Source organism: Actinosynnema sp. NPDC023658 (assembly GCF_040639995.1).
Taxonomy (GTDB): domain Bacteria; phylum Actinomycetota; class Actinomycetes; order Mycobacteriales; family Pseudonocardiaceae; genus Actinosynnema.
Map to the genome: position 1 here is coordinate 1 of NZ_JBFAAX010000151.1, position 12623 is coordinate 12623.

General features: G+C 73.5%; 12 protein-coding genes. 5 read left to right on the forward strand and 7 right to left on the reverse strand.

What is annotated here, in order from left to right:
- The first annotated feature begins 143 nt into the window (after positions 1-143).
- Both AB0G02_RS17895 and map read left to right on the forward strand, forming a co-directional pair.
- A complete protein-coding gene (locus AB0G02_RS17895) occupies positions 144-1952 on the forward strand; it encodes a penicillin-binding transpeptidase domain-containing protein (protein WP_360795260.1) in 1809 nt (602 codons plus the stop codon).
- Positions 1953-2035: 83 nt separating this feature from the next.
- On the forward strand, positions 2036-2893 hold the full coding sequence (gene map, locus AB0G02_RS17900; protein WP_360795263.1) for a type I methionyl aminopeptidase: 858 nt from the start codon (positions 2036-2038) through the stop codon (positions 2891-2893).
- On the opposite strand, the gene AB0G02_RS17905 is transcribed toward map, so the two are convergent.
- Entirely contained in the window at positions 2880-3608 is a 729-nt protein-coding gene (locus tag AB0G02_RS17905) for an alpha/beta fold hydrolase (protein WP_360795266.1), read from the reverse strand. The genes map and AB0G02_RS17905 overlap by 14 nt on opposite strands.
- Positions 3609-3619: 11 nt before the next feature.
- On the opposite strand from AB0G02_RS17905, the gene AB0G02_RS17910 reads away from it, so the two are divergent.
- Entirely contained in the window at positions 3620-5143 is a 1524-nt protein-coding gene (locus AB0G02_RS17910) for a cobyric acid synthase (RefSeq protein WP_360795269.1), read from the forward strand.
- Positions 5144-5484: 341 nt separating this feature from the next.
- Here AB0G02_RS17910 and AB0G02_RS17915 read toward each other — a convergent pair whose 3' ends face one another.
- Positions 5485-6417: a pentapeptide repeat-containing protein gene (locus AB0G02_RS17915; protein WP_360795271.1), complete on the reverse strand. Its 933-nt coding sequence runs from the start codon at positions 6415-6417 to the stop codon at positions 5485-5487.
- Positions 6418-6536: 119 nt separating this feature from the next.
- Entirely contained in the window at positions 6537-7439 is a 903-nt protein-coding gene (locus AB0G02_RS17920) for an EamA family transporter (RefSeq protein ID WP_360795274.1), read from the reverse strand.
- A gap of 73 nt (positions 7440-7512) precedes the next feature.
- Between AB0G02_RS17920 and AB0G02_RS17925 the strand changes: the two genes are divergently transcribed.
- Positions 7513-8421, forward strand: a complete 909-nt coding sequence (locus tag AB0G02_RS17925; protein WP_360795277.1) for a LysR family transcriptional regulator — start codon at positions 7513-7515, stop codon at positions 8419-8421.
- 170 nt (positions 8422-8591) lie between these two features.
- On the opposite strand, the gene AB0G02_RS17930 is transcribed toward AB0G02_RS17925, so the two are convergent.
- Positions 8592-9263: an FCD domain-containing protein gene (locus AB0G02_RS17930; protein WP_360795280.1), complete on the reverse strand. Its 672-nt coding sequence runs from the start codon at positions 9261-9263 to the stop codon at positions 8592-8594.
- Positions 9264-9466: 203 nt separating this feature from the next.
- Here AB0G02_RS17930 and AB0G02_RS17935 point away from each other — a divergent pair, with 203 nt between their 5' ends.
- Positions 9467-10036 (forward strand): MFS transporter, encoded by a 570-nt coding sequence (locus AB0G02_RS17935; RefSeq protein WP_360795283.1) that lies wholly within the window; start codon positions 9467-9469, stop codon positions 10034-10036.
- Here the strand turns inward: AB0G02_RS17935 and argS are convergent.
- From argS to AB0G02_RS17950, 3 genes are all read right to left on the reverse strand, one after another.
- The gene (gene argS, locus AB0G02_RS17940) at positions 9999-10832 is read right to left on the reverse strand and encodes an arginine--tRNA ligase (RefSeq protein WP_360795286.1); all 834 of its coding nucleotides are present in this window, start codon (positions 10830-10832) and stop codon (positions 9999-10001) included. The two genes, AB0G02_RS17935 and argS, sit on opposite strands and share 38 nt — an antisense overlap.
- 85 nt (positions 10833-10917) lie before the next feature.
- Entirely contained in the window at positions 10918-11955 is a 1038-nt protein-coding gene (locus tag AB0G02_RS17945; RefSeq protein ID WP_360795292.1) for a medium chain dehydrogenase/reductase family protein, read from the reverse strand.
- Positions 11956-12064: 109 nt separating this feature from the next.
- The coding region (locus tag AB0G02_RS17950; protein ID WP_360795289.1) for a TOBE domain-containing protein at positions 12065-12623 on the reverse strand (559 nt) is incomplete at its 5' end.

A 12623-nucleotide genomic window follows, 5' to 3' on the forward strand; every position in this document is an offset into this window, starting at 1 on the left:
ACACGTACACGAACCGCCCGTACCGCTGGCGCATCATCAACCGCAGCGCGTGCTTGGTGGCCAGGAACGCCCCGCGCAGGTCTGACGGCGGCGCGGACGGGCGGCCGGCCGCGCCGCCGGACCCACCGGGCATACTCGGCCCCGTGATCGCGCGCACGTCGGCCGTGTCCTCTCTGCTCGGGGTGGTCCTGCTGCTCGTCAGCGGCTGCGGCCTGTTCTCCTCCCGTCCCGGTCCCGACCAGGTGGCGGGTGACTTCCTGACCAAGCTCGCCGCGGGCGACGTCGACGGCGCGGCCGGGTTGACCGACGACCCGGGTGGCGCGAAGGACCTGCTGGGCAAGGTCCGGGAGGTGCTCAAGCCCGCCGGCCTGCGCACGAAGGTCGAGCAGGTGCACTCGTCGGGCGAGTCGACCACCGCCGACGCGACCGCCCAGCTCGACTGGGACCTCGGCCACGACCACACCTGGAGCTACCAGACCAAGTTCGACCTGCGGCGCGAGGAGGACGACTGGAAGGTGCACTGGGAGCCGTCGGTCGTGCACCCGAAGCTCTCCGTGCAGCAGAGCCTGGGCCGGGCCGAGGTGAAGCCCGCGCTCGCGCCGGTGCTGGACCGCGACGGCACGCCGCTGCTCGCGCCGGAGCAGGTCGTGTCGATCCTGCTCGACGCCAAGGAGGCGGGTGACGTGGGCGCGGTGGCCGGTGCGCTGGCCGCGGCGCTGACGCCGATCGACGCCGCGATCACCGTGCAGTCGATCGTGGACGGGGTGGCCAAGCTCCCCGCCGGGCAGGTCTACCAGGTGGCGGCGTTGCGCGACGCGGACTACCAGACCGTGAAACCGGCCATCTACGAGCTGCCGGGGGTGCGCTTCACCACGCAGACCAGCCTGCTCCCGCCGTCGCGCGGGTTCGGCTCGCAGGTGCTGCCCGCGGTGCGCAAGGCGGTGGAGGAGGAGATCGCCGGGAAGGCCGGGATCCGCGTCTACACGGTCAACTCCGCCGGTGACCAGGTGGAGACCCTGCACGAGCAGGACCCCGAGCCCGCGCAGGCGATCCCGACCGCGTTGAGCCGGACCGCGCAGGCGGCGGCGGAGGACGCGCTGGAGGCGGTGCCGCAGGCGGCGATGCTGGTGGCGGTGCAGGCGTCGACCGGTGACGTGCTGGCGGTGGCGCAGAACGACCCGGCCGACAAGGAAGGCCCGGTGGCGCTGACCGGCCGGTACCCGCCGGGGTCGACGTTCAAGATCGTGACGGCGGCCGCGGCGCTGTCGTCCGGGCAGGCCACGGCGGACACCGTGCTGCCGTGCCCCGGCACGGCCGTCATCGACGGGCGGCGGGTCGTGCCGAACGACCACGAGTTCGACAAGGGCGCGATCCCGCTGCACGCGGCGTTCGCCTTCTCGTGCAACACCACGTTCGCGCAGCTCGCGTCGGAGATGGCGCCGGACGCGCTGACCAAGGCGGCCGACTCGTTCGGCCTGGGCGTCGACTTCGAGATCCCGGCCATCACCACGATCACCGGTTCGGTGCCCGCCGCGACGGACGTGGTGGAGCGGGCCGAGGACGGCTTCGGCCAGGGCAAGGTGCTGGCCAGCCCGTTCGGGATGGCGCTGGTGGCCGCGACCGCCGCGACGGGCAAGGTGCCCGTCCCGACGCTGCTCAAGGGCCGGGAGACGAAGTCCGACCACACCCCGACCCCGCCGACCCCGGCCGTGCTGGAGCCGTTGCGGGCGATGATGCGGGAGGTCGTGGAGACCGGCACCGCGCCGCAGCTCAAGCCGTACGGGGACGTGCGGGGCAAGACGGGCACGGCGCAGTTCGGCGACGGCACGAACTCGCACGGCTGGTTCGTGGGCTACCGCGGCGACGTGGCGTTCGCGACGCTGCTGCTGGGCACCAACAGCTCCGCCCCGGCGGTCGACGCGTCAGCCCGCTTCCTGGCGGCGTTGGGCTGAACGGCCCGACGCGTGCGCGGCCCCGCGGTCGCCTGACGGACACGGGGCGCATGGCCCGTCACGCTGAGCCGTAATCTGGAGGCATGTCCGTGCGTGCCGTCCTCCAGCCAGGTGTGCTGTCCCCGCGCCGTCCGGTGCCCGCCCAGATCGAGCGGCCCGAGTACGTCGACCGGCCCGAACCCAAGCGCAACACCGATCCCTGGGTGCAGCCACCCGAGGTGGTCGAGGCGATGCGCGTCGCGGGACGGCTGGCGGCGCAGGCCTTGCAGGAGGCGGGCAAGGTGATCGTGCCCGGCGTGACCACCGACGAGATCGACGCGGTCGCGCACGAGTTCCTGTGCGACAACGGCGCGTACCCGTCCACGCTCGGCTACCGCGGCTTCCCCAAGTCCTGCTGCACCTCGCTGAACGAGGTCATCTGCCACGGCATCCCCGACTCGACCGTGGTCGAGGACGGCGACATCGTCAACGTCGACGTGACCGCGTTCATCGGCGGCGTGCACGGCGACACGAACGCCACCTTCCTCGCGGGCGAGGTGAGCGAGGAGGCCCGGCTGCTGGTCGAGCGCACGCACGAGGCCACCATGCGCGCCATCAAGGCGGTGAAGCCGGGCCGGCAGCTCAACGTGGTCGGCCGCGTCATCGAGTCCTACGCCAACCGCTTCGGCTACGGCGTGGTGCGCGACTTCACCGGTCACGGCATCGGCCGCACCTTCCACAGCGGCCTGGTCGTGCTGCACTACGACGCGCCGCACGTGCCCACGGTCATCGAAGAGGGCATGACGTTCACCATCGAGCCGATGATCACCCTCGGCGGCATCGAGCACGACCTGTGGGACGACGGCTGGACCGTCACCACCCGGGACAAGAGCTGGACCGCCCAGTTCGAGCACACGATCGTGGTCACCGAGGACGGCGCGGAGATCCTCACCGTCTGCTGAGCAGCGGCACGAGGGCGGCGGCCACCTCGGCGGGCGACGTCACGGCGGCGAGGTGGTGGGCGTCCAGCTCCACCACCGGCCAGCCCAGCCCCCGTGCCTGCGCCGCGGCGTCCGCGTAGGCGGGGCTGAGCCGCACGTACGAGCACGGCCCGGTCCACGCCACGGTGGGCCGGGGCTCCTTGAGGAACGCCAGCGGCACCTCGGGCGCCTCGGCCACGATCTCCTCCAGCACGCGCGGGTCGGGCACCATGGCCGACAGCGCCTCCGGCGCGAACCACAGGTCCCAGCGCGGCATCAGCCCGTCCCGCGAGATGGACTTCAGGTGGGACATCCGCTCGGCGGGCGCGTCGTCGCGCCAGCTCCGCCCCGGGGTGGGCAGGTCGGCGTCGAGGAACACCAGCCCGCGCACGGGCGTCTCCAGGGCGTCGGCGAACGCGGGCAGCAGCGGACCGGCGCCGCTGTGCCCGACGAGCACCAGCTCGCCCTCGACCAGCGAGTCCTCGACGGCGTCCGCGAACACCCCGAGCAGGCGCTGGTGGACGGGTGCGGCGTTGACCGTGACGCGCAGGTCCAGCAGCACCACGGGGTGCCCGAGCGCGGCCAGCGCACCGGCGAGCGGGCGCAGGCTCGCGGGCCCGAGGTAGGGGCTGTGCACCAGGACTGCGGTGGCGGGGGCGTCGACCATGACGTGGATGATGTCAGCCGGGACCGACACGAGGGGACATTGTGCGCAGTGCGTTGCTGGTGGCCGGCACGACCTCGGACGCGGGCAAGAGCGTCCTGGCCGCCGGTCTGTGCCGGTGGCTGACCCGGCGGGGCGTGAGGACCGCGCCGTTCAAGGCGCAGAACATGTCCAACAACTCGGTCGTGACGCGTGACGGCGGCGAGATCGGCCGGGCGCAGGCCGTGCAGGCCGCCGCGTGCGGGCTGGAGCCGAGCGTGCGGTTCAACCCGGTGCTGCTCAAGCCCGGCGGCGACCGCAGCTCGCAGGTCGTGGTGCTGGGGCGGGCCGTGGGCGAGGTGTCCGCGTTGTCCTACCGCGAGCGCAAGGCCGAGCTGTTCGCCACGGTCCTGACCACCCTGGACGGCCTGCGCGACGACTTCGAGGTGGTGGTCTGCGAGGGCGCGGGCTCGCCCGCCGAGATCAACCTCAGGGCGAACGACATCGCGAACATGGGCCTGGCGCGCGCGGCGGACCTGCCGGTGCTCGTCGTGGGCGACATCGACCGGGGCGGGGTGTTCGCGCACCTGTTCGGCACGCTGGCGCTGCTGGACCCGGCCGACCAGGCGTTGGTCAGCGGGTTCGTGGTGAACAAGTTCCGCGGCGACCCGGCGTTGCTCGAACCGGGGTTGAGGCAGCTGAACGCCCTGACCGGACGCCCGGTGCTGGGCGTGCTGCCGTGGCGGGAAGAGCTGTGGCTGGACGCCGAGGACTCCCTGTCCTACGCGGCGGACGGCGTGATCGGCAGGCCGGAGCCGCCGCGCGGCGACCAGTGGCTGCGGGTGGCCGTGGTGCGGTTGCCGCGCATCTCCAACGCCACCGACGTGGAGGCGCTGGCCTGCGAGCCGGGTGTGTCGGTGCGGTTCGTGACCGAGCCGTCCCGGCTGGCCGACGCGGACCTCGTGGTCGTGCCCGGCTCGAAGGCCACCGTGGACGACCTGCGCTGGTTGCGCCGCACGGGCCTGGCCGACGCCATCGCGGCCCACGACGGGCCGGTGCTCGGCATCTGCGGCGGGTTCCAGATGCTCGGCCGGACCGTCGAGGACGCGGTGGAGTCGCGCGCGGGCGCGGTGGCGGGCCTCGGCCTGCTCGACGTGGACGTGCGGTTCGAGCCCGACAAGACGCTGGACCGGCCGCGCGGCGAGGCGTTCGGGGAAGCCGTGACGGGTTACGAGATCCACCACGGCGTGGTCACCCGCAACGCCGAGGAAGGCCTGGTCACGCTGCCCGACGGCACGCCGGAGGGCGCGGTCCGCGGTCGGGTCGCGGGCACGCACTGGCACGGGTTGCTGGAGAACGACGGGTTCCGCCGCGCGTTCCTGCGCTGGGCCGCGGGCCACGCGGGCCGGGACGGGTTCACCCCCGCGCCGGACGTCGACTTCGCCGGGCGGCGGTCCGCGCAGCTCGACCTGCTCGGTGACCTGGTAGCCGACCACCTCGACACCGACGCGGTGTGGGCGTTGCTGGAGAAGGGGGCGCCACCGGGACTCCCGGTCATCCCTCCCGCAGGTGCTCCGCCGGTCACGTGACGGCTTCCGGCCGCGGGGCGCGCGGCCGACAAGCCGCGCTGAGTGCCACTGCGGGGGAACCGACCAGGCGATCAGGTCCTGAAGGGACGCGGGAGGACTGCTCGACCGGCAAGCCGGGCGGGCCACTCGCGCCGGATCCTCGAGGACCGTGCGGTCGCATCCACGCGTGAGGGACTCGGTCGAGTCCACCGCGACGGATTACGTCCGGACGTTCTCCGGGTAGCAGTGCGACGGGCGGAATCGGATCGACGACACGTCACACCTCCGTTCACGGGTGGTCACACCGTGAAGGTACCGGCCACGGTCCCGGGGATACGTCGCCCGTTCGGCGGCACCGCCGGTCACCGTTCGGTGACGAGCACGACCCAGTCCGGCTCGGCGGCCTGCTCCACCCACCCGGCGGGCCACTTCCGCCGCACGTCACGGGCCCGCGCGCGGGCTCCGGTCAGCGCGGCCGCCGTGTGCACGCCGAAGTCCGCCCCGCCCTCGAACACCGCGCCCCGGAACACCGACTCCCCGAACCGCACGCGCCGGAAGTCCGCCAGGTCGCGGAAGCACGTCTCGCGGAAGTCCGCGGCGCCGGTGATCTCCGTGCCGCGGAACGTCGACGGGCCGACGAACGTGGTGCCGGCGAACGACGCCGCCCGGATCCGCGCGTGCGTCAGGGTCGGCTTCACCAGCGTGGCGTTGGACAGGTCGAGCGCGATGTCGGCCCAGAACAGCTCGGGCCGGTCCGGCCGCAGGTGGGAGGCGAGCAGCGCGGTCGCGGTCTGCCGCACCTCCAGCTCCTGGAACCGGTGGGCGTCGCGCGGCCCGATCCGCGCCCTGGCCCGCACCTCCGGCGGCGGCGTGAACGGCATCCGCAGGTAGGCGCAGACCAGGTTCACGATCGTCTGCCGGTGCGCCGCGTTGCCCTGCGCGAGGCGTTCCAGCGCGTACAGCCCGGCCAGCCGCACCGGCGCCTTGTCGCTGCCGAGCTGGTCGGCGGCCTTGCCGTACAGCTCGGTGACCCGCCGCTCGGTCGCGTCGTGGTCCTTCTGCACGAGGTCCAGCTCGGCGTAGCGCTGGCGGCGGGCGGTGAGCAGCAGCGCCGCCGCGCCGCCCGTGCCGAGCACGATGCCGGAGGCGGTGCGGACCACGTCCAGCCGCACGCCGTCACGCGGCTCGCCGGACCCGAGCGTCAGCAGCAGGAGCACGACGGACGCCGCCGCCACGGCACCCAACCCGACCGCCCAGAGCACGATCGTCCTGGCCGACAGAACCCTGTGCTCCACGACCTCCAGCCCATCGGACCGGTGGCGGGTCGTCAATCACCGAGGCGGGCGGTACGACGCGTGCGGTGGCTCCGCGCAACGACCTGAGCGTGACGACGGGGTGCGAGCGGTCGGCGGGGTCACCGGGCCCCCGACCCGACGGGCACCGGCTCGGCCACCGGCGTCGCACGGCGGCGCTTCACCGTGGCCGCGGCCATGCCGGTGATCACCAGGGCCGCCGCGCCGAGCCGGACCGCGGTGACCTCCTCGTCCAGCAGCAGCCAGCCGGACAGCATCCCGGCCACCGGCACCAGCAGCGCGAACGGCACCACCGCGCTCGCCTCGTAGGTGCGCAGCAGCAGGTTCCACAGCCCGAAGCCGAGCAACGTCGACACCCACGCGATGAACAGGATCGCGCCCACACCGGTCCAGCTCAGCCCCCGCAGCGCCGCCAGGTCCGCGGCCGGGCCCTCGAACACCAGCGACAACCCCAGCAGCGGCAGCACGGCCAACGCGCTGACCCACACGATGAAGTTGACCGGGTCCGGCGGCCGGGCGTACCGGGTCGCGACGTTGGCCACGCCCCACGCCACCGCGCCGAGCACCACCAGCAGGAACGCCGAGATCGGGCTGCCGACGCCGTAGTCGACCGCGATCACCACGATCCCCGCCGCCGCCACGCCCATGCCCAGCAGCTGCGCGGGCCGCGGCCGTTCCCGCAGCAGCACGGCCGCGAACAGCACGGTGAAGAACACCTGGCTCTGCAGCACCAGGGACGACAACCCGGCGGGCATCCCCGCGGCCATCCCGACGAACACCAACCCGAACTTGGCCACGCCCAGCGCCAGCGCGACCGCGACGACCCACTTCCACGCCGCCTTCGGCCGGCCGACGAACCACAGCGCGGGCACGGCGGCGGCCAGGAACCGCAGGGCGGAGAAGAACAGCGGCGGGAAGTCCCGCAGCCCCACCTTGATGACGACGAAGTTGACGCCCCAGATGGTGGCGACGAGCACCGCGACGGCGACGTGACGTGGTTTCACGCCCCTGAGTCTCAGCCGCCCGACCGTTTAGCACCAGCGACGAATGCTGAACCTATTGGTTTAGGATCGCTACATGTTGGATCTCGGACGGCTCCGCGCGCTGCACGCGGTGGCGCAGCACGGTTCGGTCGGCGCGGCGGCGACGGCGTTGGGCTACACGCCGTCGGCGGTGTCGCAGCAGATCGCCAAGCTGGAGCGCGAGACCCGAACCACCCTGCTGGAACGCCGGGGTCGCGGTGTCGCGCTGACCGACGCGGCCCACCTGCTCGCGGCGACCGCCAAGCAGGTGCTCGCGCTGGTCGAGCACGCCGAGGTGGCGTTGGAGGAGCAGCGCGGCGCGGCCGTCGGTGAACTGCGGGTCGGCGCGTTCGCCACCGCCGCCCGCGGCCTGCTGCCGGCGACGCTCGTGCGGCTCGTCGAGCAGCACCCGCAGCTGGACGTGCGGCTGGTCGAGCTGGACCCGCCGGACTGCCTGGAGGCCGTGGCGCGCGGCGAGCTGGACCTGGCCGTGACGCACGACTGGGTGAACGCGCCGCTGGCCGTGCCCGAACCGGTGTCGCGGGCGCGGCTCGGGGAGGACGTCGCGGACGTGCTGCTGCCCGCGGACCACCCGTTGGCCGGGCGGGACGCGGTCGAGCCGGAGGACCTGGCGGGTGAGCGGTGGATCTGCCAGCCGGAGGGCACGATCTGCCACGACTGGCTGGTGAACACCTTCCGGGGCGCGGGCATGGAGCCCGACCTGGCCTACCGGATCGCGGAGTACGAGACGCAGCTGGCGCTGCTGGCCAGGGGGATCGGGGTGGCGCTGCTGCCCAGGCTCGGCCGCGGCGCGTTGCCGGACTCGGTGCGCGCGGTGCCGTTCCGGCCGACGCCGACCCGGCGGGTGTTCGCGGTCTGGCGCACGCAGGCCGGCCGTCGGCCCGCCGTCACCGCCACGCTGGCGGCGTTGCGGGCCTGTTGGCAACAGCGCGAGACCGCATGAGGTAACGATCGGGCACCCAACCGCCGCGGTGCGCCGAATCGGGACGACCATCGTGGGTGGAGCCGGGGATGAGGAGTCGAGGGCTGCCGATCGGGCGCCCGCCGAAGCCATCCACCAGGGGACCTCCCGCGGAAATCCGCCGCCGTGGGAGGTTCCCGCCCGGGTCCGCGTCAGTCCTTGTGGCGCTCCAGCAACTCCTCCAGGAAGCCGCCCGCCTCGGCCGCGGCACGGGCCGCGTCGCGGTCGCGCACCGCGTCGAGCAGACCCGCGTGCGACACGTGGTCGTCCTCGTGGTCGGTCTCCACGGTGGCCGTGATGCTGGCCCGCACCGCCTCGGTCAGGCCCTGGTACAGCTCGGCCAGCAGGGTGTTGTGCGAGCACTGGACGAGCAGCACGTGGAACGCGGTGTCGCGCTCCACCATCCGCGCCCAGTCCTTCGCGGCCAACGCCTCGTCCCGCTCGGTCAGCAGCTCCTTGAGCCGGCGCAGGTCCTCGTCGGTGCGGTGGGACGCGGCCAGGCGGGCGCCCTCGACCTCCAGCGTCCGGCGGACCTGGAGCACCTCGCGCAGCTCGTTGCCGCACATCCGGCGGACCGCGCCGGACAGCTCGCTGGTCGCCCGGACGAACGTGCCGTCGCCCTGGCGCACCTCCAGCAGGCCGGCGTGGGACAGCGCCCGCACCGCCTCCCGCACGGTGTTGCGGCCCACGCCCAGGGCGGTGACCAGTTCGGGTTCCGGTGGGATGCGGCGGCCGACCGGCCATTCGCCGGCGGTGATCGCTCCCCTCATCTGGTCGATCACCTGGTCGACGAGCCCGGCCCGCCGAGTAGTGGCCAACGGCACAGCGTCATCCTTTCATCCGAACATCCCATGTCTGTAATAGTAGTCGAGTGCCAATCCAGCAGACCCGGCCAGACTGGTCACCGTCGACTGCCCACATTGCCACCGATGGCGGTGCCAATGCGACGATCGCGGACCATCCTGGTCGCACTGCGACCGGTGAGGTGCGGCGTAACCGCCAAGTTGCCCTGGTCGGCAGCACCCTGTTGGCGATCGGCGTAGCGCTGGCCGCGGCCAACCTCCGCCCCGCCGTCACGAGCCTGGCCTCGGTGCTGGGCGACGTGCGCGGGTCGCTGGGCGTCTCGACCGCGTGGACGAGCCTGCTCACCGCCGTGCCGACGCTGTGCTTCGGGTTCGCCGCCTTCCTCGCACCCTGGCTGGGACGACGGCTCGGCATGGCGCGCGCGGTCGGCCTCTCCCTGCTGGTGCTGACGGTCGGCCTGGTGCTCCGGGTCGTGGACGGCCCGGCGGTGGTGCTCGGCGGCACGTTCGTCGCGTGCGCGGGCATCGCGGTGTGCAACGTGCTGATCCCGGTGGTCGTGAAGGACTCGTTCCCCGACCGGGTCGGTCTGGTGACCGGCGTCTACACGGCCGCCCTCGCGGCGGGCGCGGCGGTCGGCGCGGCTCTGACGCCGGGCCTGGAGTCGGTGTTCGGCTCGTGGCGGTCGGCCGTGGGCGCGTGGGCGTTCCTGTCGGCGGCCGCGCTGGTGGTGTGGCTGGCCGGCGCGCGCCACGGCGTCACCACCCGCACTCGCCCACCGAGTCCTCGGGCGTGAGCAGCACGTTCAACCGGTCGTAGATGGCGCGGAACGACCGCTCGGACTCCGCGACGATGTCCTTCCAGACCGCGGTGGTGGCCGGGTCGCCCGCCTGGAGGGCGACGACGCGGGCGCGGGAGCGGTCCGCGAACTCCGGGTCGGAGTCGAACTTCGCCCGCGCGGACCGGTAGAGGGTGTCCAAGGCGGACACGGCCGAGGTGTCGCCAGCGAGCTCGTCGGAGTGCCACGCGGCGTCGGGGTGCTCGTCGAGGTACTGGATCAGCATCCCGAACTGGGTGCCCCAGTCACCGAGGTGGTTCTGCCGCAGCACGTCGGCGCCGAGGAACCCGAGCACGCGGGCGATGCTGTCACCGATGATCGTGGTGCGCAGGTGCCCGACGTGCATCTCCTTGGCGATGTTGGGTGCGGAGTAGTCGACCACCGCGCGGCGGCCCACCTCCGGTGTGCCCACGCCGACGCGCCCGTCCGCCAGCCGGGCGGCGACCTGCTCCCAGATCACCGCGTCGGCCACGGTGATGTTCAGGAACCCCGGGCCGGACGTCTCGGCCGAGGCGATCACGGGGTCCGCGTCGACGTCGAGCGCGGCGGCGAGGTCCGCGGCGAGGTCGCGCGGCTTGACCCCGACGCGCTTGGCCAGCGGGAGAGCGGCGTTGGACTGGAAGTCGGCGTGCTCGGATCGTCGCACCACCGGGTCCGCCCCAGCCAGGTCCTCACGGACACGCCCGATCGCCCCGGACATCGTGGCGGCGACCCGGCCCAGCAGCGACGGCACCTCGTGGTGGTGGTTGCTCACCTGACACATCCTCCTTCGTAGGAAGGCGATTGTCCCAGGAGGACCGGTGCCGGTTCCCGGCGGTGCGACCGAGCGCGCCCCGGGCTCACGGCACCAGCACGACCTTGCCCGTCACCGTGCCCGATTCGGCCAGTCGCAGCGCGTCGGCGGCCCGCTCCAGCGGCACGCGCGCGGCGACCTGGGGGCGCAGCGAACCGTCGGCCAACAACGCGAACAGCGCACCGAGGTCGTGGGCGAGGCGGGCGCGGAACTTCGACCGGTTGCGCTTGCCCGCCCAGACGTTGAAGAACATCGCGGTGCGCCCGTTGGGCAGCGCGTTCCACCACAGCAGGCGGAGGAACAGCTTCAGCACGGGCACCCGCGGCGAGCCGCCCGTGTCGCGGGTGGACGCGCTGCCGTAGGCGACCAGCGCCCCGCGCGGCGCGAGCAGCCGGTAGGAGTCGACGATGCCCGGGCCGCCGACGTGGTCGAACACCGCGTCCACCCCGCCGGGGGCGAGGGCGCGCACCTCGGCGAGGAGGTCGGCGTCGCGGTAGCCGAGCGGGATGGCGCCCAGCGCGCGCACGGCGTCGTGGTGCCGCGGCGAGGCGGTGCCGATCACCCGAACCCCGGCCAACCGGGCCAGCTGCACCAGCGTCGAGCCGACGCCACCGCTCGCGCCGTGCACCAGCACTGTCCCGCCGGCGGGCACCTTGGCGACGCCGTGCAGCATCTGCCATGCGGTGAGGCCGTTGACCACGAACGTCTCCGCCTCGGCGGGGTCGACGCCGTCGGGCACCGGCACCAGGTCCGCGGCGTCGACCAGCGCGTGGCTGGCCCAGCCACCGACCTTGGTCAGCGCGGCGAACCGCCGGCCGACCAGTGCCGCGTCCACCCCGGGGCCGACCTCGGTGACCGTGCCGACCAGGTCGTAGCCCGGCACGAACGGGAACGCCGGCTGGTCGTAGTACTTGGCCCGGCGCATCTGCTGCTCCGCGAAGGACACCCCGGACGCCTCGACGCGGACCAGCGCCTGCCCGCTCGCCGGCACCGGCCGGTCCCGGCGGCGCAGCTCCAGGCCCTCGGGCTCGACCACGCCCGGCAGCACGACTTCCAGGACCTGCTCGCTGGACTGCTCGACCATCTCTTCCTCCAAGGGTGAGTGGTCAGTCACTCATTGATTGGAGTGAACACGCCTGCGGATGACGGTGTCAAGGAGGAGAGTAAGAAGAGTGGTTGGTCACTCACAAACGTCAGGCCGGGTGGACCGTCAGCTCGGTCGCCTTCACCGCGGCCCACAGCTCGTCACCGGGCTGGAGGCGCAGGTCCGCCACGGTCGCCGTGGTCACGTCGGCCAGCACGGGCGGCACGCCGTCCAGCCGCACGCGGGTGGTGTGCGCGTGGCGCTCGATGCCGGCCACGGTGACGCGCCAGGCGTTGCGGGGGCTGCCGGTCGGGTGCTCGGGGTGCAGGCTGACCGCGGTGGGCGGGAACACCACGTGCACCGGCCCGGCCGCCGGCGCCGCCACGGTGAACGTGCCGCCGGCGTCCAGCGCGACGGTCGTGCCGTGCGCCGTGCCGCGGTGGAGGTGCAGCCCGACCAGGTCCGCGACGTAGTCGGTGCGCGGGTGGCGGGCCACCTCGGCGGGCGTGCCCTCCTGCACGACCTCGCCGTGCTCCAGCACCACCAGCCGGTCGGCCAGCACCATCGCGTCCACCGGGTCGTGCGTGACCAGCAGCGTGTGACCGGGGTAGTCGCGCAGGTGGCGGCCCAGCTCGGCGCGCACGTGCAACCGGGTCGCGGCGTCCAGC

Bases quoted from the DNA above. Each gene is read 5' to 3' on its own strand.
- map (WP_360795263.1), top strand. From the start codon at position 2,036: ATGTCCGTGCGTGCCGTCCTCCAGCCAGGTGTGCTGTCCCCGCGCCGT.
- AB0G02_RS17925 (WP_360795277.1), top strand. From the start codon at position 7,513: ATGTTGGATCTCGGACGGCTCCGCGCGCTGCACGCGGTGGCGCAGCAC.
- AB0G02_RS17945 (WP_360795292.1), bottom strand. From the start codon at position 11,955: ATGGTCGAGCAGTCCAGCGAGCAGGTCCTGGAAGTCGTGCTGCCGGGC.